Annotated in this window: 22 protein-coding genes and 1 tRNA gene; 16 read left to right on the top strand and 7 right to left on the bottom strand. The window is 67.0% G+C overall.

What is annotated here, in order from left to right; all coding sequences use genetic code 11:
* Positions 1–13: 13 nt before the first annotated feature.
* Both GON09_RS13000 and GON09_RS12995 read right to left on the bottom strand, forming a co-directional pair.
* Positions 14–835 (bottom strand): amidohydrolase family protein, encoded by an 822-nt coding sequence (locus GON09_RS13000; RefSeq protein WP_213932141.1) that lies wholly within the window; start codon positions 833–835, stop codon positions 14–16.
* Positions 836–875: 40 nt separating this feature from the next.
* Entirely contained in the window at positions 876–1,691 is an 816-nt protein-coding gene (locus GON09_RS12995) for a DUF5602 domain-containing protein (RefSeq protein WP_213932140.1), read from the bottom strand.
* A 344-nt stretch (positions 1,692–2,035) separates the two neighbouring features.
* On the opposite strand from GON09_RS12995, the gene GON09_RS12990 reads away from it, so the two are divergent.
* The 11 genes from GON09_RS12990 (at position 2,036) to GON09_RS12940 (ending at position 9,334) form a co-directional block, all read left to right on the top strand.
* Entirely contained in the window at positions 2,036–3,187 is a 1,152-nt protein-coding gene (locus GON09_RS12990; RefSeq protein ID WP_213932139.1) for a tyrosine-type recombinase/integrase, read from the top strand.
* A 774-nt stretch (positions 3,188–3,961) separates the two neighbouring features.
* Positions 3,962–4,168 (top strand): helix-turn-helix domain-containing protein, encoded by a 207-nt coding sequence (locus GON09_RS12985; RefSeq protein WP_213932138.1) that lies wholly within the window; start codon positions 3,962–3,964, stop codon positions 4,166–4,168.
* 125 nt (positions 4,169–4,293) lie between these two features.
* Complete coding sequence (locus tag GON09_RS12980; protein ID WP_213932137.1) at positions 4,294–5,868, top strand: AAA family ATPase; 1,575 nt, start codon at positions 4,294–4,296, stop codon at positions 5,866–5,868.
* Between the two features lie 23 nt (positions 5,869–5,891).
* Positions 5,892–6,263: a hypothetical protein gene (locus GON09_RS12975; RefSeq protein ID WP_213932136.1), complete on the top strand. Its 372-nt coding sequence runs from the start codon at positions 5,892–5,894 to the stop codon at positions 6,261–6,263.
* 22 nt (positions 6,264–6,285) lie between these two features.
* Positions 6,286–6,528, top strand: a complete 243-nt coding sequence (locus GON09_RS12970) for a hypothetical protein (protein WP_213932135.1) — start codon at positions 6,286–6,288, stop codon at positions 6,526–6,528.
* Positions 6,529–6,542: 14 nt separating this feature from the next.
* The gene (locus GON09_RS12965; RefSeq protein ID WP_213932134.1) at positions 6,543–7,004 is read left to right on the top strand and encodes a hypothetical protein; all 462 of its coding nucleotides are present in this window, start codon (positions 6,543–6,545) and stop codon (positions 7,002–7,004) included.
* A gap of 98 nt (positions 7,005–7,102) precedes the next feature.
* Positions 7,103–7,369 (top strand): hypothetical protein, encoded by a 267-nt coding sequence (locus GON09_RS12960; protein WP_213932133.1) that lies wholly within the window; start codon positions 7,103–7,105, stop codon positions 7,367–7,369.
* Positions 7,366–7,746, top strand: coding sequence for a helix-turn-helix domain-containing protein (locus GON09_RS28870; protein WP_213932132.1), 381 nt, complete (start codon positions 7,366–7,368; stop codon positions 7,744–7,746). Before GON09_RS12960 ends, GON09_RS28870 begins: the two co-directional genes overlap by 4 nt.
* A 7-nt stretch (positions 7,747–7,753) precedes the next feature.
* A complete protein-coding gene (locus tag GON09_RS12950; protein ID WP_213932131.1) occupies positions 7,754–8,131 on the top strand; it encodes a capsid cement protein in 378 nt (125 codons plus the stop codon).
* 34 nt (positions 8,132–8,165) lie between these two features.
* Entirely contained in the window at positions 8,166–9,068 is a 903-nt protein-coding gene (locus GON09_RS12945) for a major capsid protein (RefSeq protein ID WP_213932130.1), read from the top strand.
* 20 nt (positions 9,069–9,088) lie between these two features.
* Positions 9,089–9,334, top strand: a complete 246-nt coding sequence (locus tag GON09_RS12940) for a hypothetical protein (protein ID WP_213932129.1) — start codon at positions 9,089–9,091, stop codon at positions 9,332–9,334.
* Between the two features lie 268 nt (positions 9,335–9,602).
* On the opposite strand, the gene GON09_RS12935 is transcribed toward GON09_RS12940, so the two are convergent.
* Positions 9,603–10,115 (bottom strand): hypothetical protein, encoded by a 513-nt coding sequence (locus GON09_RS12935; RefSeq protein ID WP_213932128.1) that lies wholly within the window; start codon positions 10,113–10,115, stop codon positions 9,603–9,605.
* Between the two features lie 164 nt (positions 10,116–10,279).
* Here GON09_RS12935 and GON09_RS12930 point away from each other — a divergent pair, with 164 nt between their 5' ends.
* Complete coding sequence (locus GON09_RS12930) at positions 10,280–10,723, top strand: hypothetical protein (protein ID WP_213932127.1); 444 nt, start codon at positions 10,280–10,282, stop codon at positions 10,721–10,723.
* 653 nt (positions 10,724–11,376) lie between these two features.
* On the opposite strand, the gene GON09_RS12925 is transcribed toward GON09_RS12930, so the two are convergent.
* A tRNA-Arg gene (locus GON09_RS12925) sits at positions 11,377–11,449 on the bottom strand.
* 235 nt (positions 11,450–11,684) lie between these two features.
* Between GON09_RS12925 and GON09_RS12920 the strand changes: the two genes are divergently transcribed.
* The gene (locus GON09_RS12920) at positions 11,685–12,506 is read left to right on the top strand and encodes a M23 family metallopeptidase (RefSeq protein ID WP_213932126.1); all 822 of its coding nucleotides are present in this window, start codon (positions 11,685–11,687) and stop codon (positions 12,504–12,506) included.
* A 67-nt stretch (positions 12,507–12,573) separates the two neighbouring features.
* Positions 12,574–14,082, top strand: a complete 1,509-nt coding sequence (locus GON09_RS12915; protein WP_213932125.1) for a glutamate-cysteine ligase family protein — start codon at positions 12,574–12,576, stop codon at positions 14,080–14,082.
* A gap of 5 nt (positions 14,083–14,087) precedes the next feature.
* Here GON09_RS12915 and GON09_RS12910 read toward each other — a convergent pair whose 3' ends face one another.
* From GON09_RS12910 to GON09_RS12900, 3 genes are all read right to left on the bottom strand, one after another.
* The gene (locus GON09_RS12910; RefSeq protein WP_213932124.1) at positions 14,088–16,379 is read right to left on the bottom strand and encodes a M28 family peptidase; all 2,292 of its coding nucleotides are present in this window, start codon (positions 16,377–16,379) and stop codon (positions 14,088–14,090) included.
* A 74-nt stretch (positions 16,380–16,453) separates the two neighbouring features.
* Entirely contained in the window at positions 16,454–17,677 is a 1,224-nt protein-coding gene (locus GON09_RS12905; RefSeq protein ID WP_213932123.1) for a globin domain-containing protein, read from the bottom strand.
* Between the two features lie 54 nt (positions 17,678–17,731).
* Entirely contained in the window at positions 17,732–18,175 is a 444-nt protein-coding gene (locus GON09_RS12900) for an RrF2 family transcriptional regulator (protein ID WP_213932122.1), read from the bottom strand.
* A 147-nt stretch (positions 18,176–18,322) separates the two neighbouring features.
* Between GON09_RS12900 and GON09_RS12895 the strand changes: the two genes are divergently transcribed.
* Positions 18,323–19,231 (top strand): universal stress protein, encoded by a 909-nt coding sequence (locus tag GON09_RS12895; RefSeq protein WP_213932121.1) that lies wholly within the window; start codon positions 18,323–18,325, stop codon positions 19,229–19,231.
* Positions 19,232–19,302: 71 nt separating this feature from the next.
* Positions 19,303–20,343 carry an LLM class F420-dependent oxidoreductase gene (locus tag GON09_RS12890; RefSeq protein WP_213932120.1) on the top strand — a complete coding sequence of 347 codons (1,041 nt, stop codon included), beginning with the start codon at positions 19,303–19,305 and terminating at the stop codon, positions 20,341–20,343.
* The last annotated feature ends 24 nt before the right edge of the window (positions 20,344–20,367 follow it).

Genomic DNA, 20,367 nt, shown 5'->3' with positions numbered 1-20,367 from the left:
GACGAGCGTGAGTCTATCGAGACACCGAAGTCCCAGGAGCGGTTTCGGTCTCGATCCGATACAGCCCGGAAGCATTGCGGCGCAGTACCGCGTCGGCGAGGTCGTCGCCGAGCACGTCCTCGACGAGAGTGATGTCGGTGTCCCGGAACGGTCGTGGTGCCCGCGTCGACGGTAGGTCGGTGCCGAACACGAGGGCAGCGGGATTTGCATCGGCAAGGGCTCGCAGCGCGTCGGCCACCGGGAAGTCGACGCGCCCGAACCCCGTGGCCTTCACGTGGATACCGCTCTCCACCAGGCGCACCAGTGACGGTAAGCCGTCCCGCGACAATCCCAGGTGATCGATGGACACCGCGGGCAGCGCCGCGATGGTCGTGTGCAGATCGGCCAGATCGCGGGAGTCGATGTACAACTCGGCGTGCCAGCCGACGAGGTCGTGGACGCGGCGGGCGAGCCGGTCGAGTTCGGCGAGGGGCGCCGACCCGCCACGGCGGACGTTGAATCGCACGGCCCTCACGCCCGCCGCGTCGAGGCGCACGATCTCGTCGTCCGAGGCGGTGATCGGCAGGTGCGCGACACCGACGAAGGAGGGACCGAGCCGGTCGAGCGCGTCGAGGAGGTAACTGTGGTCGAAGGCCTGGAACGAACCCGACACCACCGCTCCTCCGGTGACCCCCAGATGCGCGACCCGTGCGAGATAGTCGTCGACGGTGAACGGTTCGGGTAGATATCCGTCGTTCTCGACGAGAGGGAATCGCGGATCGATGATGTGCAGGTGGGCGTCGAACACCTCTCCACGATAGGAAGCGCGCCGCGGCCGGGACAGGATTCGGATCATCGGGAGTTCGCGCGCGGTGCCGTCGAGCGGCGACTCCGGGCTACGACGCCTCGCGCATCGTGAGCCCGCCGAGTTCGACCGTGTACGTCTGCGACGCGTCGTCCCACCACACGGAGTAAGTGGTGGGGTAGAGACCCTCGCGCTGGTACGCCTCGGGCAGACGGAGTTCCTCGTGGTGCGCGGGCCGCGTCGCGAGCCACTCCCGGCTCAGCATGGGTTCGATGAACGCCTGGCGTCCGTCCCACGTGCCGTAGAGCACGGTCTCGGTGAGGTGGTGTCCCGCTGCCGGATCGTGTTCGGTCTCGGTGGTGTCCACCCAGTGCAGTCCCATGCCTGGGACCGTCGAGGTCAGCGGATTCCCGGACGGTGCGTACCCCTGGGGTAGATAGCGGGGGTCGGGCACACGCGCAGCGGCGGGGATGTAGCCGGGAGCGAACGGGTGGATCGACTCCACGGTGACCCTGTCCAGCAGGTAGAAGTGGACATCGAAGTGCGGGACGTCGAAGCCGTGCTGGGGGTCGTGACCCTGCGAGTTCCAGTCGATCGTGACGTGGTCGAACGCGGTGGCGTGCGCTTCCTCGGGGAGGTCGAGCACGTAGGCCTCGGTGACCGGCAGCAGCGCGGCGGGCAGGTCGTCGAGTGCGGCCGCGTCGAGTCGCACCCCGATGGTGACCGGGGTGTCCTCGTCGTCCAGGGTGACGTACGTGCGGGCGCTGCCCGCGCCGACCGGATGCGCGGGTCCTTCCACCAGGCCGGAGATGCCTCCGGCGACCGCCGGCGAGGGGGTGACGAACAATCCGAGGACCGCCGCCGAAACGATCACGGCGAGGCGTGGGGCACGAGGCCGAATATCCATGCGGGGTCCTCGATTTCCGTCGTCGGCGGCATCGTTCTGGATGCTAACCGTCGTGCGGACGGCGGAGGACGGACTAGATCGAACCGTGATGCGGGGTTCGGGATGCGGGTACTTCGGGGAGTCCGATGGCCCGGGTGGTCCCGGAAGACCCGCGGACCCTGGCGGTATCCGATGGTGCCCCCGGCAGGATTCGAACCTGTCGTGGATGCCAACCTGTCACGGCGGGTGACCAGCGGATTTATCCGGTCTCCCGTGGTGGAACGGAAATCTACACGTGGACACAACGTGACGCAACGACCCTTATGATTACTCCTGTTCTGCACGTTTTCTGCACGAGGGGCGGCATGGCGCAGCGAAAGAAGCGATCGTTCGGTGGACTGCGCAAGCTCCCATCGGGACGCTGGCAAGCCAACTACACCGCCCCGGACGGGCTGATCTACAAAGCACCCCGCACATTCGCCGCCGAGGATGACGCGATCGGTTGGCTGAACGCCGAGCGCCGGTTGATCGATCTGGACATGTGGACGCCGCCCGGGGACCGGGGACACACCGACGCCGCTGCGGTCACTGTCCTGACCCTCGGGGAGTACGCCGACAAGTGGATCTCACACCGCCACCTGAAAGAGTCCACCCGCCACCTGTACCGCCGCATGTTCGAACAGCACATCGAACCGACGCTGGGGATCCTCCCGCTCGACGAGGTGACGCCCGAGCGGGTCCGCGTATGGTTCGCCGACCTTCGGGACACCCCCGGCCCGAACAAGGCATCGACGGGGAAGACGCGTAACGCCCGGGTGTATGCCTTGCTGCGCACGATCCTGGCCACCGCCGTCGATGACGGACTCATTCCCACGAACCCGTGCCGCATCCCGCGCGCAGGCCGTACCGAGCGCGCCCACGAGATCCGGTTGCTGACCCTCTCCGAACTCGACGCCCTCGCCTACGCGATGCCTGATCGTCTCCGCTTGCTCGTCAAGCTTGGTGCATGGTGCGGTCTACGCCGAGGGGAACTGCTCGAGCTACGCCGCAGCGATGTGGCCGAGGACGGCAGTGTCGTACGTATCCGCCGTGCCGTCGTGTTCGTCAAGGGGCAGGCGCACGTCGGGGCGCCCAAGTCGACCGCAGGCGTTCGGGACGTGGCGGTACCCCCGCACATCCGTACGGCCGTCGTAGACCATCTCAGCGGGCACGTAGCCCGTGGGAAAAACGCCCTACTGTTCACCTCGACGGACGGGGACCGGTTGGGGGAATGGACGCTGCGATATCACTTCGAACAGGCGGCGAAGAAGATCGACCGTCCCGATTTGCGATTGCACGATCTCCGGCATCAAGGGGCGGTCCTTGCCGCGCAGGCCGGTGCGACCACCAAGGAACTGATGGCCCGCCTCGGGCATTCGACCCCGAACATGGCTATGCGGTACCAGCACGCCGCAGCTGGCCGGGACGCCCAAATTGCCGAGCGACTGTCACAACTGGTCGAGGGAACGCAGCCCTGACCGTAGGTCGATTCGGTCCGATTGCTACTTCCCGCAGACCCTCGAAAACGGGGCTACTTCCCGCACCCCTGCGGGAAGTAGAAACGGGCACTTTCCGGGTGCTACTTCCCGCACCGCTCGGGAAGTAGGAAACCGCCGCTGACCAGGTTCGTTGATCACACGGCCGTGCTACTTCCCGCTACTTCCCGCTACTTCCCGGGAAGTTGACAGAACCTACTTCCCACACTTCCCGGGGGCTACGGAGTAGCCCCGGGTGGGAAGTAGACAGTGGGAGGTGGGGAGAGTGACCGTTGATCGGGCACCGAGGAGCGGTGTCGACCTCTCGGATCGACCCACCGGTGAGCTGTGTGGACGATCTCGCCGACAGTGACGAGCGGTGTCAGCGGTGGGGGCCGTGGACGCCGGCAACCACCGGTGTCGATTCTCGGGGGCTGTGTGGCCCCTTAGGCGGCCGAGAACGCCGCCACCTATCGAGCGTATGTCCGAGCTGTGTCGACGCCTCTACGGGCCGAGTAGCCGGGAGATCGACCGGATCCGTCCCGGACTGTGATCCATTTCACATTTCATTCTCATTCGTGCTGGTCACCGGACTGGACGATTTTTCCGTCTCACCTCGTGAGGTGATATGCACGTTTGTGCATATATGCCCTGACCTGCATACACCTCACGGGTTGTAAAGGGGCACAGCGTTTTTCGGGGCTACGAAGAAAAACCGATTTCGCAGACTGGTCACGGAAGGGCCGAGAAGTCCGGCTCCGAGGAGGACGAGAACCGATGACCAGGAAAACCGCACCCGCCCGCCGCATGGTCGGATTGACCGAGGCTGCTGACCATTTCGGGGTTTGCACCAAGACGCTGCGCCGTCGGATCGCTGATGGAACGTTGAAGGCGTACCGGTTGGGCGGCAAGGCCATTCGCGTGGATCTCAACGAGGCCGAGGCTGCACTACTGCGCCCGATGGCCGCAGCGGGAGATCGCTGACCGTGGCCCCGCTCAACGGAACGACCGCCGATGCTGCACACATCGACGGCCGCGTAACCACACAATTTGTCCACGATCCTAACCCGTTCGAGGACGACCCGACAACCGGTGAATGGTCGGATCCGTTGACCATCGACTATGCCGTCAAGGCTGCGTACGACGCCGCCGGTCATGACCCGGAAGAACTCTCGGACGCAAACCTCGACGTGCTCGTGGACGCAGTGACCGACGCGGGGATCGATGCCCGCACGCTGCATCCCGAGCACCCGATCGCCCGTGCCGTTGAGCACCGGAGAGCCCGTGAGGCCGCTCGTGCCGCCAGCGTCGACAAGCTCGCCGAGAAGATGGCCGTATCCGCCGCTCACGAACAGCGCAATTCCCCCGAGGCGGTGGCCGCCCGTCTGGCCGCCTCGATGGACCGCGCTGTGCTCACCGAGCGGTTCAAGATCCGCGCCCGGAACACCGCCGTCACCCTCGAGCGGCAGGAGGAGGCCGCCCGCCAGCGGGGTGACAATCCGCGCGCACAATCGGTCAGCCTTGCCGATGCTCTCGCCGCCGGCACGCCCGAGGTCGATTGGATGATCACCGGGCTGTGGAAACGGGGCACGAACGTGGTGCTGTCCGGCCCGTACAAGCGTGGCAAATCGGCCGTGATTGCAGAGGTGGCCGCTGTGCTGGCCGACGGTGGCCGGTTCATGGGTCAGTGGCCCGTAAAGCCGTCACGGGGCCGTCTGCTGATCGTGGACACCGAGCAGGGCATGGCCGAGGTGGTCGAGGTACTGGGCCGGGCGAACATCACGAACGTGGAACGGGTTCGGATCGTCGACGCGGCCGGGCAGGCCGGTGACTGGGATCTGACCATTCCCGAGAACATGGACGCCGCTGTGGAGATCGTCCGCAGCGCCGGGGCGTCGGTGCTCGTGATCGACCCACTGGCGCCGATTTTCACGGCCATGGGCATCGACGAGAACAGCGCAGCGGTGCAACAGCCCCTCGAGGCGTTCGCCACGCTGGCCCGTCGGTGCAACCTCGACGGTGTCCTGATCAGCCACCACAGCGGCCACGGTGGGGGAGGACGCACCCGAGGGAACTCCGCGATCCCCGGATGGCCCGCCGCGCTGTGGAACATCACCGTTCGCAGCGAAGAGATGGACGCTCAACGGTATTTCGACGCCTACGGGCGCGGGGTCAACGTTCCCCGGGGAGAGATCAACCTGACCGGTGGCCGGTTGACGTACACGAGCGTTCTGGCCAACACGATCGAGGAACGGATCTCGACCGAGCGGATCGAGGCCGAGGGACACCGTCGGTGGGCAATCGACGCGATCACCGAGCACCCGGGGCACCCAACGATGTGGCACACCGACCGTCTGCGTGACCTCGGCAAGACCGAACCGGTGATCGTCGCGCTCACCACGCAGGCAGGACACCCGACGACCGTCCGGATCAGCCGCAACGGTCTCGATGCCGCGATCAAGCGCCTCGAGGCCGACGGGTGGATCCGCAACGTGAGTCCGCAGAAGAACCGCACGCAGTGGGTCGCGATCCCCGAGGACGAACGGCCCGCACCGCACCCCGTGGTGCCGGTGACCAATCCGTTCACCACACCGGCCGACCGTGACGAGCACGACGGTGACCTACCCCCGGACGGTGCACCGTTCACCGCCCCCGTGGATCTGTTCGCCACTCCCAATTGCTAAGCATCACAGGAGAACTGACACCAATGAACGCTTACGACTCCCTCATCGATATGAAACGCTCAGCTGCCCTGCTGCTCGTTCACCACCACTACGGCAGCCTGGTCGCGGCCATCGAGCACGACGACGCCTACGACGACGACGATTTCGAGGACAGCGGCGAGATGGCCCACGCTGTCAGGTACGAGCGGATCGTGTCGACGGCCGAGGCCGAGGGCAAGCTCACCGTCCTGTTGAACACGCTGATCGAGTCGATCGCTGAGTCGATGTCCCCGGCGCAGTACGCCGCACTCGTGGAGAACGTCCGCGCCGCTGCGTTCGCGGACCCCGACATCGCTCTCGACGGACTGTTCGGGCGCCGGCCCGGCACCACTGAGCAACTCGACACCGATCTCTGACGACCTCACAGGAGACGAACCCGTGACCACTCTCATCGCACCCCGAAACCCGTCCCTCGCAGCCCTCGAGTCCGCTGTGACCGCCGCGCTCGACATCGCAGGTGTGTGCCCACGCTGCACGTTCGACGCCGTGGTGGTGCCGCTGGCGCTGCGCACCGTCGGCGTGGACCCGGCCGAGCGTGACGCCGCCCTTGGTCGCTGGCGGGACCGGGTCGGTGGCCACACCGGCCACGGCCGCCGCCGCTTCGCACCCACTTCCCGCTAGAGGAGACCAGACCCATGACCACAAATTCGACGACCTCGACCGAACTCCGCGTTGCCATCCATGCCGTCCTGGTCGACCTCGACCACCCGGTCGCCCCCGAACAGATCCACGCCGTCCTGCTCGAGCAGGGTCACCGGGTCGGTGGCCGGACGGTCGACGCTGCGATCGTCCGCATGTCCTCGGACGGGGACCTGCATCGTGTTGCCGACGGCGACGGCCGCACGGTCCTGTGTTCCCTGACCCCCATCGACACAGCCGCTACGGCCCGCGACCAGATCGCCGAGCTGGCCATGGCTGCCGCCGACACCGTGCTCGATGGATACGGGGTCGAGGAATCGTGGGCGAACAAACACCGGGCGGCCATTTTCGAGGCCGTAGGCGATGCGGTCGAGGCCGCCACGCTCACATGGATCTCCCACAACACGGTCATGCTTGGCCGAATGGTGGCCGAGATGCACGCCGACACGGCGGTCTAACCGATCGACCCCTGGTGGCCGGCAACCACTGGGGGTGCACGCCCCCACCAACCCCGGGCCGGACCTGCACCCGGTCACGAGACCCGAGGACCCGATCCATGAACATTCACACCACCGACACAACCACCGACACGGCCCTCGACGCCGCCCGTCGGGCCATCCTGACCGCGCTGCGGATCCACGGCGGCCGATTGTCGTTCGCGGCGATGCTCGACGGCGGTGTCCTGCTGCCCGACGGGATGCCGATCCCGTTCAATCTCGCGGGCCGTGCCTGCCGCAGCTTGAACCGTGACGGGCTGATCGTCCGCAGGGTGCACCGGAGGGCTTTCGTCTGGCAGCTGGTCACCGAGGACGCGGCATCGTGAGCGCCTCGACGGTGAACGGCGTCCTTATCGCCGCCGACGATGCCGCGTTCCTGTCCGCCGCCCTGCGCAAGCTGATCGAATTGTCCGATCGGGGTGGCGGCCGGGCGGTCGCGAGGGTGTACGAACTCGAGCGTGAACTCGCAATTTCCGCAACACGTTCCGCAATCGGTACAGCGGAACGTGCCAGAACACCCGCCCCGGCAGTCTCAAGGATGCAACTGATCGACACCTCGACAGCGGCGGCGCAGCTCGGATGCTCGGAACGAAACGTACGGGCGATGGCAGCGCGAGGCAGTCTCAACGCTCAACGTGTAGGCGGCCGGTGGCTGGTAGACGCCGCCGAGGTCGAGGCCCGGTCACGACGAACGAAGGAGTGAACCGCCGATGGCGCAGATCATTGAAGTCGAGGCATACGGTGGCCGCGATGTCACCGCCCGGGCCACCGCGCCCGTGACCGCAGGCCGACTGGTCACAGTGTCCAGTGCACCGGTCGAGGGCAACATCGCCGTGAGGGCAGCCGGGGCAGGGGAGGCCGTGTTCGGTGTTGCACGGGCGACGGTGGCCGCCGGCGAACTCGTGCCGGTCACCCGTGGCGCCTCGCGGATCGTCCGTCTCATCGCAGGCGCCACCGTGGCCGTGAACGCGGTGGTCGAGTCCGACGTGAACGGCGCCGTGGTCACCGCGATGACCGGCACCCCCGTGGGCCGTGCGGTCAGTGCCGCCGCTGCCGGTAACGAAGTTCTCGTCAGCCTCCACGCCTGACCCTTTCACTCACACATAGAACGGAGGTGCCCCCGTGGGCATCCTGACACCTACCGCGCAGAACAACATGATCACCGTCGACGCGATCATGCAGAACCCGTCTTTCATCGCTGGCAAGGTGGCCGAGCTGGTCGAGGGTCAGGAACTCGTTTCCGTGTTCCTGAGTCCGCACGCAGGCCCGATCGTCGGCGGCGGTCTGGCGCACAGCGTGATCCGCCCGTCCGACAAGTACGCCGCCGACGATGTTGTCGAGCGTGCACCCGGCGACGAGTACGCGACCGTTCGCACCACGGATCCCGAAGTGAAGATTGCCGCTGTACGAGACTGGGGCGCAAGGTTTTTTGTCGAGGACGAGAAGGTCACCAGAGGGGATCTCGCTTTCGTCAATGCCGAGATCCTGGCACTGTCCAACACCGTCGTGCGGAAGTTGAACACGGCCGTCCTCGAGGCCGTCGACGCTGCCCTCGTCGAACACCTCGGTGTCGGTGGCGGTGACTTCCCGGCTACCCGGCCTTGGGACCAGGTGGTCACGGTCGGTGCGCCTGACACCATCACGAGCAACGCCGAACGGCCGTTGGCCCTGCTCGCCGCCGCGCAGCGTGAAGCCGACCAGGATCGACTCGGGCTGAAGTTCGACACCCTCGTCGTTAGCCCGACCGGTGCCTACGACCTCACGGTCGCATACGGTGAGAATCTGCCCGCCGTCCTGGCAACCGCCGGCGTCGAGCTGGTGACGAGTCCCTACATCGACGAGGCCACCGCCTACGCCGTCGCTCGGGGCAAGGCCGGGTTGCTGGCATTCGAGACCCCGCTCACCACCGAACTGATCCCCGTGCGTGAGCGGCGGGGCAAGTTCGTACAGACTTACGTCAATCCGGTCATGGCAATCACGCAACCGCGCGCAATCCGCCGCCTGACCGCGCTGGTGACGCCGTGACGGCCGGGAGCGACGGTCTCGTGAGCCTCGACGCCGCTGCGTATCAACAGCTGCGTATCGACGCCGCCGTCGGGGTGCTGACCAGTGCGCGCACGCTCGTGGCCGCTGCGGTGGCCGATGGCCGGATCAGCGCCGACCGTGCGAAGTTCTGGACGACGAAGATCGTCCGGGACGGGGCGGCGGCCGAGGTGGCACTCGCCAAGCTCACGCCGGTAACCGTCGAGGCGGCCGAGGCGACACTCGATCTGTCGAACTGGATCGTTTGACCTGACACCGCAGGACCCGCAACGACGAACGGCCCCGGTTGCCCGGGGCCGTTCTCGTGTCGGTGGCCGGGGAGACGAGGGGCCGCCACCGCCATCGAGGCTACAGAGGACCGGTGTCCCCGCCCTGACCTGCGTCGATGGGCACCGATCCGCCATTTGCCCTGGTCAGCCGACCGGGGCCGTCAGCCGCCCACGTAAAAATGGACAGTTGGCACCGTGGGAGGAGCTGTCCGTGCCCCCCACCCCAGCAAACGCTCAGGTCAGAGGGTTATCCGGTGATGGTTGAGGGGACCTGCAGGGCCAGGCCGAGAACAGCCAAGATCAGACCCCATCCCGCGAGGCGCAGATCGGTGACGATCTCCACTCTCCCTTGGGACTGTGCTTGTTCAAGAGTGGACATGATCTCTTGTCGTTGAGCTGTCACGCGGGTGTTGACTTCACGCAGCGCGTCGCCGGTCGAATGGATGTGGTGTTGGAGGTTCCTCGCGGCATCGGTCACCGCCTCCTCTAATGCGCGCAATCGATCCTCGACGGGGTCGGATTCCCTGAACTTGCGCACTGCCACCGCCTTGGCGGCTGCGTCTGCCGTCATTGCCGCGTCGCGTGCCTCAACCTGGACGGGTCGCCGTCGTCCGACCAAGTTCCGTACCCGCTGGGGGAAGAATCGATCCCATCCTCGGGCATGTTCTCTCCATTTGGATCTGACACCGAAGGCCGCCAGGGCGAAGCCCACAACCTCGATGAATATGCCGGCGATGGCCATGGCTGTCAGCGTGTCCACAGGATCAAGTTAAGTGACGTTCTGTGCAGCCGAACGCTGAATCGACTCAAAGCGCGTTCCACAGTCCTAGCGGAGCGATGGGGGCGCGGGTGACATGGTCGTAACCGGAGTGCGCTCGTGGTGAGGGAGGCTCGGAATAGCTGTCTGGCATATATATTCGACCGATGACTACTCCAGCAGCTATCAGTGCTTGGTGGACCGATTTAAGTCCGAAGGTACGTAACGTCCTGTTCCAGGATCCCGAAGGGACCGTCCCGGTGGACCTGCTCCCTGAGCTTGTCACAATTGGTGAACCCGAAGGTTCGGAGTGCTGGGTCACGATCGGATCTGGCCCTGACGGGTTCACTGCGACGCCGGAGGCCGCCCAGTTTGTGAAGGAGCGGCGGGACACTCTTGAACGGTGGTGGAGCAATCTGGACGAGGACAAGCGCAAGACATTCGTCGCCAACCGCGACAAGCGCATTCCGCCACAGTATCGAGAGGATGTGCGTGACGCCTACGGGTTGGTGACGTCGACCACGGCGGGTGCGGGGACTGCGCCGGATCAGACCTCGTTCCGTTTCGTGCCGATTGCTCAGCACTTTCTCGAATGGAAGGCTTCGCAGTAGTTCGACGGATACGACAGTGCCCACGTCTCCCGTGACCAAACGGAGCAACGTGGGCACTGTCGTCATGACTCTCGAGCATCACATCGAGTACGTATCTCAGTGTAGCGGTAGTGCATTCCTCGACCTGATGAATCGGAACGGGCTGCGCCCGTGCTGTCCTCGACCGAGCGGAGCACCCAAGGGTGCCGGTGTCGATACCCCTCCCCGGAGCTCCCACGAACCATGCCCCGTTATCGCGTCACGGCCAACACCTCTGGCCACGTCCCGAACGGGTACGTGGCTGTGTCGGACCCTCACAGCGTCTGGCCAGATACCGCAGTGAGAGCGCCCGCCCCGGTTGGCGGGATTGAGAACACCGGCCCACATTGGTTTGCGTCGGACGTGGGGAGAGAACGACGACGAGGACCACACCGCCCGTGATGGGGGTGTGGTCCTGACCTAGTGGTGTTCGGTGTGGGGAATGGACGCAGCGCGTCCTACGATCGTGGAACGGTTCATCGGAATACGTCTCCGTTGGGCCGAGGCCCTGGACTCGGGAGGGAAGCCCGATCCGGGGCCGTTCTATGTCGGCCCCACGGCAGTAGATTCTGCACGTATTCTGCACACAGCCTGCGGACCAGGGCCGAAACCGGCCCTGACCTGCAGGTTTTCTGTGCCCCCGGCAGGATTCGAACCTGCGACACCCGCTTTAGGAGAGCGGTGCTCTATCCCCTGAGCTACGGAGGCGTCCGGCCGGGCGGAACCGACCTTGGCGCGTTGTGAGTGTAGCCGCCGGGCCGGTGCCGTAACCAAGCGCCTGCTCTCGGGCCCTGCCTAACCACGCGTACGACCTGCAGGTTCCCGCCGATTGAGATCAAGGAAAGGTAACACTGGCGATTCTCTATACCGTTTTGTTACCTTGGGTCGCCAGGAACGGCCGGGGGATACCCGGTCGAAGTCGGGACGAAACAAGGGACACACTGTGGGACGCCATCAGCGCACACGCGAAGACGCAGCATTCGACCTCGAACCGATTCGCGTGCCGTCTTCCGGCAAGGGCCGCCACCGTGTCGAGCCCACCGGGACGTCCGCTCCGGTCAAGGCCGCCACCGTTGCCGCAGCCACGGGTGCCTTCTTCGCCGTGGGCTCGCAGATCGGCGCCGGCACCGCCGCCGCGCATCCCGGCCACGACCACGTCCAGGCCGAGGCTCCCGCGCCCGCTCTTCCCTTCGAGCTTCCTGCGGGCCTGCTGCCCGAGGGTGTCGAGATCCCGGCGATCCCCGGTATCACCACCCCGGCCGAGCAGGGCGCGCCCGAGCTCCCCGCCGAGGTCACCGGCTTCCTCGATCAGTTCTCGGGTCCCAGCTGGCTCGACCAGCTCAACCCGGCTGCTCCCTCCGCTGTCCAGCCCGTCTCCGGCACCCTCACCTCCGACTGGGGTCCGCGCTGGGGTGCGCACCACGGCGGCATCGACATCGCCGCACCGATCGGCACGCCCATCAAGTCCGCCGCCGACGGCACCGTCCTCGAAGCCGGCGCGGCCTCGGGTTACGGCCAGTGGGTCCGCGTCCTCAACGACGACGGCACCACCGCCGTCTACGGTCATGTGAGCACCTACCAGGTCTCCGCCGGGCAGCGTGTCTCCGCCGGCCAGCAGATCGCCACCGTCGGCAACGAGGGCTGGTCCACCGGCCCGCACCTGCACTTCGAGGTCTGGGACACCGCAGGTACCAAGATCAACCCCAACGCCTGGCTGAGCGACCGCGGCGTCGTCACCGACTGGGGCGGATACCGCGCCGTCTGATCCCACCCCTACGGGAGTCGCGCGCTAGGCTTGGCTCGACCGACTGCGCGCCGACCCGGGGGTTCCATTGGGAGCTGAGATATCTGCTCGTTCGTTCACCGGGGAAGACCGGCGGATGTTTCGCAGCAAGGTCCGCGACTGCATGAAGGCGCTCGAGCGGATGCTCCGAGAGGACGTCTTCGTCGACGTGCACTCGTCGCCCGAACCGCATCTCGGCATGGAGATCGAATTCAACCTCGTGCGTGACGACATGTCGCCCGCGATGTCGAACCTCGAGGTACTCCAGGCGATCGACGACCATGCGGTCTTCCAGACCGAACTCGGCCAGTTCAACGTCGAGATGAATGTCGAGCCGCGACGTCTCACCGATGACGAACCCTTCGAGCTCGAGGATTCGCTGCGCTCCTCGCTCCGCCGCGCCGACGAGCGGATGCACCGTCACGATGCGCAGCTGGTCATGATCGGTATGTTGCCCACGCTCGAGCTCGACGATCTCGAGCTGGGCCGGATCACTGCCAATCCCCGCTACGAAGCGCTCAACGACCAGATCTTCGCGGCTCGTGGCGAGGACATCGAACTCGACCTCGACGGTGTGCCGCTGCCCGGGAGCGATGTCGTGGAAACCCTTCGCGCCGATATGAATTCGGTTGTTCCCGAAGCGGCCTGCACGTCCTTGCAGCTGCATCTGAGGGTCGCTCCGGAGGATTTCGCTACCCATTGGAACGCCGCCCAGTGTCTGGCGGGAGCGCAGGTCGCGCTGGCGGCGAACTCGCCCTTCCTCGCCGGTAAGGCGCTGTGGCACGAGAGCCGGATCCCCTTGTTCGCCCAGGCCACCGATACGCGCCCGCTCGAACTGCGGAACCAGGGTGTCCGTCCCCGCGTGTGGTTCGGCGAGCGGTGGATCGACTCCGTCCTCGACCTGTTCGAAGAGAACTCCCGCTACTTCACGGCTCTCCTCCCGGAAGTCTCGGACGCCGACCCGATGGCCGAGCTCGATGCCGGCCGGGTTCCCGAACTGCGTGAACTGCAGATGCACAACGGCACCATCTACCGGTGGAACCGCCCCGTCTACGACATCAGCGACGGTCATCCGCACCTGCGCGTCGAGAACCGCGTCCTCCCGGCGGGACCGACCGTCCTCGACACGATGGCCAACGCCGCCTTCTACTACGGAACGCTGCGCGCCCTGGCCGACGCCGACGAGCCGCTCTGGCGCGACCTCAGCTTCGACGCCGCCGAGCGGAATCTCGTCCTCGGCGCGAAGTTCGGTCTCGACGCCAAGCTGTACTGGCCGCGGACCGGATGGGTCGGTGCCGACGAGCTGGTGCTGCGGTGCCTGCTGCCGCTCGCGCACGAAGGCCTCGAGGCCTACGGACTGTCCTCCGCGGTCCGCGACCGCTATCTGGGCATCGTCGAAGGACGGGCGCTGACCCGGCAGACCGGGGCGGCGTGGCAGCGACAGCAGGTGGCCCGGCGCGAGGCCGCCGGCGAGAACCGCCGCACCGCTCTGCTCGGGATGATGAAGGACTACGTGCAGAACATGGATTCCGGCACTCCCGTCCACGAGTGGGAGTGACGACCCTACAGTTGCAGGGTCCGCGTCACGGCCACCGTCGGCTGGACCACCACGCGATCGGCGGGCGGTTCGAATCCGGGGACGACGCCGAGATCGTCACCGAGATCGGCCAGGCGGACGCCGAGGCGGTTCTCGCGCATGCTCAGCGTCAGCTCGACCTCGATTCCGTCGGGGCCGGGAGCCCAGAACAGGAACCCGAATCGATCGGACGGTTCGGCGCGGAAACCGTCCACCGTCGCTCCGTGGACATGGGCGGTCGTGCTGTCGATCCACAGTCCGACGGCCTGGGCGTCCCGCCGTGAGGTCAGCCGCAACCGAATCTCCCGTGCGCTTCCGCCGATCGTGTCCTCGAGAATCTCGACCTCGGGCGCTTCGAGGTCGGCGACCGGGGCGGGCCCGTGATGCATCGGACGGTCCTCCCGCCACGGGAATGCGGTGGGAAGCGGGTCGGGACCGCTGGTGAGCAGGTCTCGGCTCCAGTCGGAGTGCGGACTGTCGGGCGATCCCCACACTGCGGCGCCCCGGTCGGCGTCGAGCGAGTACCAGAGGTATTCCTGCCGGGGATCGGTCGCTCCGTCCCGGTTGAGGTAACCGGCCAGCAGCGTGCACACCACGAGGATCACCGCGGTGCCCGTCGCGGATGTCACGAGCCCACGCGTGGTCGCCGGGAGCGGCTCGCACAGCGGGAGCACCGCCGCGAAGGTGAACGCGACGAACAGACCGGCCACCGGTGCCCCGTAGAGGAGGCCGGCATCGAACGACACCAGCACGGCGGGCAGACCGAAGATCAGGGACCCGAGCGCGCCCAGCGTGATCGCGACGCGCGGCCACACCGTGCCGCGCTGAGGGAGCAACAGCGCCACCAGGAGCCCCAGCGCCGCCGGCAGCATGAGCACCGACAGTGTCAGCGGCACACCGGGGAAGGGGGTACCGATCAGTGCGAGCACCGCGACGAGCACGAACGCTCCGCACGTGAGCGCAGCGGCCGGACGGCCGCGGCTCCACCACGACCGCGTGACCACCAGTACACCGAGAGCCGCGACGACCGCGGCGAACTGGAAGACGCCCGGGCGGTAGGGCTCGTCGGCGACCGGCGCGGCCATGCCCGGATCGAGGATCTGCGCGAACCACCACGGCAACCATGCCGCCCCTGCGGCGAGCGCGGCGGCGAGCACGGACACGGCGACGGCAGTGCCGACCTGCCAGGCCGGCGTCTCACCGCGGCGCACACGCAGCACGACGATCGCCGCCACGACGCCGCCGAGCACGACCGCCCCGACGACCTCCGCCCAGCGCGGCATGTGGAGAAGTCCCCACGGAGCGGTTGTCACCACCTGGTCTCCGCCGTCGTCGACGGCCGCCAGATCGGACGCGGCGAGTGCGCGTGTGGTCGCAAGGGAAGTCTCACCCATGTGTTGCAGCGACGTCCGGCTGAGACGGTCGGGGGTGTCGAGAGGGCTGTGGTAGTAGGCCGATCCCGCGGAGATCGCGGTGTCGAGGGCGTGATGGCCGCTCTCGGCGAAGCGGCGGAAATCGGTGTCGTTCGGCAGCGCTTCGAAGATCAGCTCGGTGAGGGAATCCGCACGCGCGCCGGGCGCTCCGGCCAGGGTGTCGATCAGGACACCGTTGGGTGAGGTGATCCGGAAGGTGGTCGGCGTGCCCGCGTTCCCGCGGGCCTCGTGGTTGAGGACGACCACGGGACCCGCTCGCACGGACTGCGTGCCGACGAACCGGTGGGCGCCGAGCAGACCGTTCTCCTCACCGTCGGTGAGCAGGACGACGACGTCGTTCCGCGGGGGAGGGCCGGAGTCGAGTGCACGGGCGACTTCCAGGACCGTGCCGACGCCGATCCCGTCGTCACCGGCGCCGGGGGAGCCCCGCACCGTGTCGTAGTGCGCGACGAGCATGACGGTGCCGGTGGGATCGGTACCGTCCCGGGTCGCCAGGATGTTCTGCACGCGGGCACCGCGTTGGGTCGCTTCCTCGGGCCGCGCCATCCATCCGACGCCCGAGTCGACCCGGGTGGTCCAGCCGAGTTCGTCGAGTGCGGCCACGAGGTGGTCGCGGGCAGCGGTGTGGGCGGTCGAGCCGAGCGGCCGTGGGGCGGTCGCGATCGCGTCGATGTGCTCGCCGGCGCGGGCGGCGCTGAAGACGTCGGCGGGGGCATCGGTTCCGAGCGGTTCGTCGGAGCCGGGGACCAGAGCGACGAGACCGGCCACGAGAAGGACGCCGAGCAGTGCGAGAACGTGGCCGAATCGGGATGGGGCCGGGTGGCGAACAACCGCGGCGGAGTCCATGTGTGCAGCCTAGCCGCGAATGCAGCGGTGCCCCGGCAGACTCGGCCGGGGCACCGCGATCGGATCGGGCAGGATCAGGAGGCAGGCGCCCAGCTGTCGGGCCCGAACACCTCGTAGTGGATGTTCTCCGCCGGAACGTTGCGCTCGATGAGCGCCTCGCGCAGCGAGAGCATGAACGGCAGCGGGCCGCACAGGTAGACCTGGGTCGTCGGATCGAGCGGCAGGTCCGAGATATCGGCGCGTCCGACGCGGACGGTCTCGAGCGGCTCGCGGTTGCCGAGATCCTCGTACCAGCGGTACAGCTGGGCCGAGGGGATCTTCTCGGCGAGGGTCTCGAGCTCGCGGCGGTGGGCGTGGCTCGCGACGGACCGGTCGGCGTGCAGGACCGCGACGGGACGCTCGTCCCCGACGCCGGCGAGATGATCGAGCATGCCGATCATCGGGGTGCAGCCGATGCCGGCCGACGCCAACAGGATCGGGGTGTCGTCCTCGGTGAGGACGAGATCGCCGAAGGGAGTGGTGACCTGCAGCTCGTCGCCTTCGAAAAGGTTGTTGTACAGGAAGTTCGACACTTCACCGGCGGGGAGCACGGAGCCGTCGGGTGCGGTGGTCCGCAGGACCCGCTTGACGGTGATGCGCCAGTCGCCCTTGGCGGGTGCGCTCGACAGGCTGTACTGACGGATCTGCCGGGCACCGTCGGGGAGATGGACGCCGACCGAGAGGTACTGGCCCGGGCGGAAGGTGGGCAGCGGAGAACCGTCGAGCGAGGTGAGGACGAACGAGACGGTGTCGGCGGACTGGTGCACGCGGTCGGCGACGCGGACGGTGCGCCAGACGTCGCCGACCTCGACACCCGCGGCGCGGTACAGATCGGCCTCCATCGAGATGAGCGTGTTCGCCATCAGCCAGTACAGCTCGTCCCACGCCTTCGCGACCTCGGGAGTGACTGCATCTCCGAGGATTTCGACGATCGCCTCGAACAGGTGCTTGTGGACGATCCAGTACTCGTCGGGCTTGATGCCGAGCGAGGCGTGCTTGTGGGCGATGCGGGACAGGATCGCCTCGACACGTGCGGGATCGGGATCGAGCTGGAGCGTCGCGAACGCCGCGATGGATCCGGCGAGGGCCTTCTGCTGCTCACCCTGCTTCTGATTGCCCCGATTGAACAGGTCGCGTTCGAGCTCGGGGTGAGCGGCGAACATCTTGCTGTAGAACAGCGGGGTGATGTCGCCGATGGCGGCTCCCACCGCCGGAAGGGTCGCAGCGATGACATCCTTGGATTCGGGTGAGAGCGGCATGGTGAGTCTCCTCGTGTGTGTCGTGACGGGCTGCACCGGTGGTGTCGCCGTGGGTCAGCGACCGGTGGGTGGTTCGAGGGTGAGCAGGACGGGGCCGGCGTCCGGGGTTGCCAGGTCGGCGATCGTGACGTCGTCGAGGGTGGCGTAGAAGGCGTCCTGTGCGGCACGCAGCTTCGAGCGGAGGCTGCAGCCGTGACGCATGGGACAGGGCTTCGCTCCTTCGCACTCGACGACTTCCTCTTCACCTTCGAGGGCTCGGGTGAGCCATCCGAGGCTCGCCGTACGGCCGAGTTCGGTGATGGTCAGGCCTCCGCCGCGTCCGCGACGGGTGGTGACCACTCCGAGCTCGCCGAGTCGGGCGACGACCTTCGTCGTATGTGCGTACGACAGGTCGAGCTGGTCTGCAATCGTTCTGGTACTGGGCATACTCCCCGCCGGGCCGGCGACGAGATGCATCACAACTCTCAGTCCGAGATCGGTGAACCGGGTGAGTTGCATGACTCCCACGGTAATAAATTCGCATCTGCGATGACAATTTTATGTGACGTAGATCGCGCCCATGGAAATGCATTGCGTTCGAAGGAATCTCGTCGCGATGACCAAAGTCCGTATCCGGGCGTACCGGATCGGGCTAGCCTCGTGGACGTGAAACCTCTCGGTGAAACACCCCGCGACCACAACCATGTGACCGTCGGTGTGGACGGTTCTCCGGCCTCCGAGCGGGCGGTGCGGTGGGCGGCAGCCACCGCAGCCGGCCGGAAGATCTCCCTGCACCTCGTCCACGCGGTGGATTTCGCCCCCTCCGAGTGGACCAGACTTCCCTTCTTCCGTCCCTCGCAGGTCTTCGAATGGAGCGAGGTCGAAGCGCAGGCGCTCCTGAAGGAAGCTGCGGAAACCGCCGAGGCGGTGGCTCCGGATCTCGAGGTCACCTCCGAACTCGCGCTCACCGGAAGCTCCAAGTGGCTCGTCGAGCTGTCCCGCAAGGCGCGGTTGATCGTCCTCGGTGCTACCGGCAGCACCAAGCTGGGGGAGGCCCTGCTCGGCTCCACCCCGGTCTCCGTCGCCGGCCACGCCGAATGCCCGGTCGTGGTGGTGCGGGGTCCGGAAGGCCCCGTCCCCGACGGGCGGCCGGTCGTCGTCGGTGTGGACGGCAGCCCCGCGAGTCGCGCAGCGGTCGGGCTGGCGTTCGAAGAGGCGTCCTGGCGCGGTGTCGACCTCGTCGCCGTCCACGTCTGGAGCGATCTGAAGGTCGGCGAGATCGACGAGTCGCCTCTCGACTTCGATCCCCGTGCGTTCGAGGAGTACGAGCACTCCCTCCTGTCCGAGTGTCTCGCGGGATACGGCGAGCGTTATCCGGAGGTGACGGTCCACCGGAAGGTCTACATAGACGGTCCCCGCTCCCACCTGCAGGCCTGGAGCGAAAAAGCCCAGCTCGTCGTGGTCGGTACCCGGGGCCGGGGTGGTTTCAAGGGCCTGGTGCTCGGCTCCACCGGAAACGCCCTCATGCGCGAGGCGCACTGCCCGGTGATGGTGGTGCGACCGGCGGCCTCCTGACGGCGGTAGTGTTCGGGGGCACGAGGACGAGCGCGCCCGAACGGGGTGTGCAGCAGGGACGAAGGTGGCGCATGCGCATCGGAATGGGACTGAACTACAGCGGAGGCTTCGCGGAGACCGCGGCGGAGGTGGCCGACCTGGAGAAGGCCGGCCTCGACATCGTGTTCGTGCCCGAGGCCTATTCGTTCGATGCGGTGAGCCAGCTCGGCTATCTGGCGGCGAAGACCTCTCGCGTCGAACTCGCCTCCGGCATCCTCCAGTTGTTCACCCGGACACCGACGCTCACCGCCATGACGGCGGCCGGCCTGGACTTCGTCTCCGACGGCCGCTTCGTGCTCGGTATCGGCGCGTCCGGCCCCCAGGTCATCGAAGGCTTTCACGGCGTTCCCTACAACGCGCCGTTGGGCCGCACCCGCGAGATCGTCGACATCTGCCGGCAGGTGTGGCGCCGCGAGAAGATCGACCACCAGGGCAAGTACTACCAGATCCCGCTGCCCGCAGACCGCGGCACCGGACTCGGTAAGCCGCTGAAGATCATCAACAATCCTGTGCGCGAGCGTATCCCGATCATCATCGCGTCGCTCGGCCCGAAGAACGTCGAGATGACCGCCGAAATCGCCGAGGGCTGGCAGCCGCTGTTCTACTACCCGGAGAAGGCCGCCGACGTGTGGGGCGAGTCGATCGCGAAGGGTAAGGCCAAGCGCGAGCCCGCACTCGGCGACCTGCAGATCTACGCACAGACCGCGCTCGCCATCGGCGACGACGTCGACCACATGCTCGACTGGGTCCGGCCCATGGTCGCGCTGTACGTCGGTGGCATGGGCGCCAAGGGCAAGAACTTCTACAACGACCTCGCTATCCGGTACGGCTACGCGAAGGAAGCCGAGACCATCCAGGAGCTGTACCTGGCCGGCAAGAAGGAAGAGGCGGCCGCTGCGGTGCCCGTCGAACTGCTCCGCTCGATCTCCCTGATCGGCTCGGAGGGCTTCGTGCGTGAGCGCGTCGCGGCGTTCGCCGAGGCCGGGGTCACCACCCTCAACGTCACTCCGTTCGCGGCCGACACCGCAGGGCGTGTGCGACTGATCGAGCAGCTGCGGCAGATCTGCGGCTGACCCACCAAGAAAGGTTCCGCGTTC

Source organism: Rhodococcus sp. B50, from assembly GCF_013602415.1.
In the GTDB taxonomy this organism is placed as follows: domain Bacteria; phylum Actinomycetota; class Actinomycetes; order Mycobacteriales; family Mycobacteriaceae; genus Rhodococcus.
The sequence above is the reverse complement of the archived record's forward strand: the minus strand, read 5'-3'. Positions and strand labels throughout refer to the sequence as shown.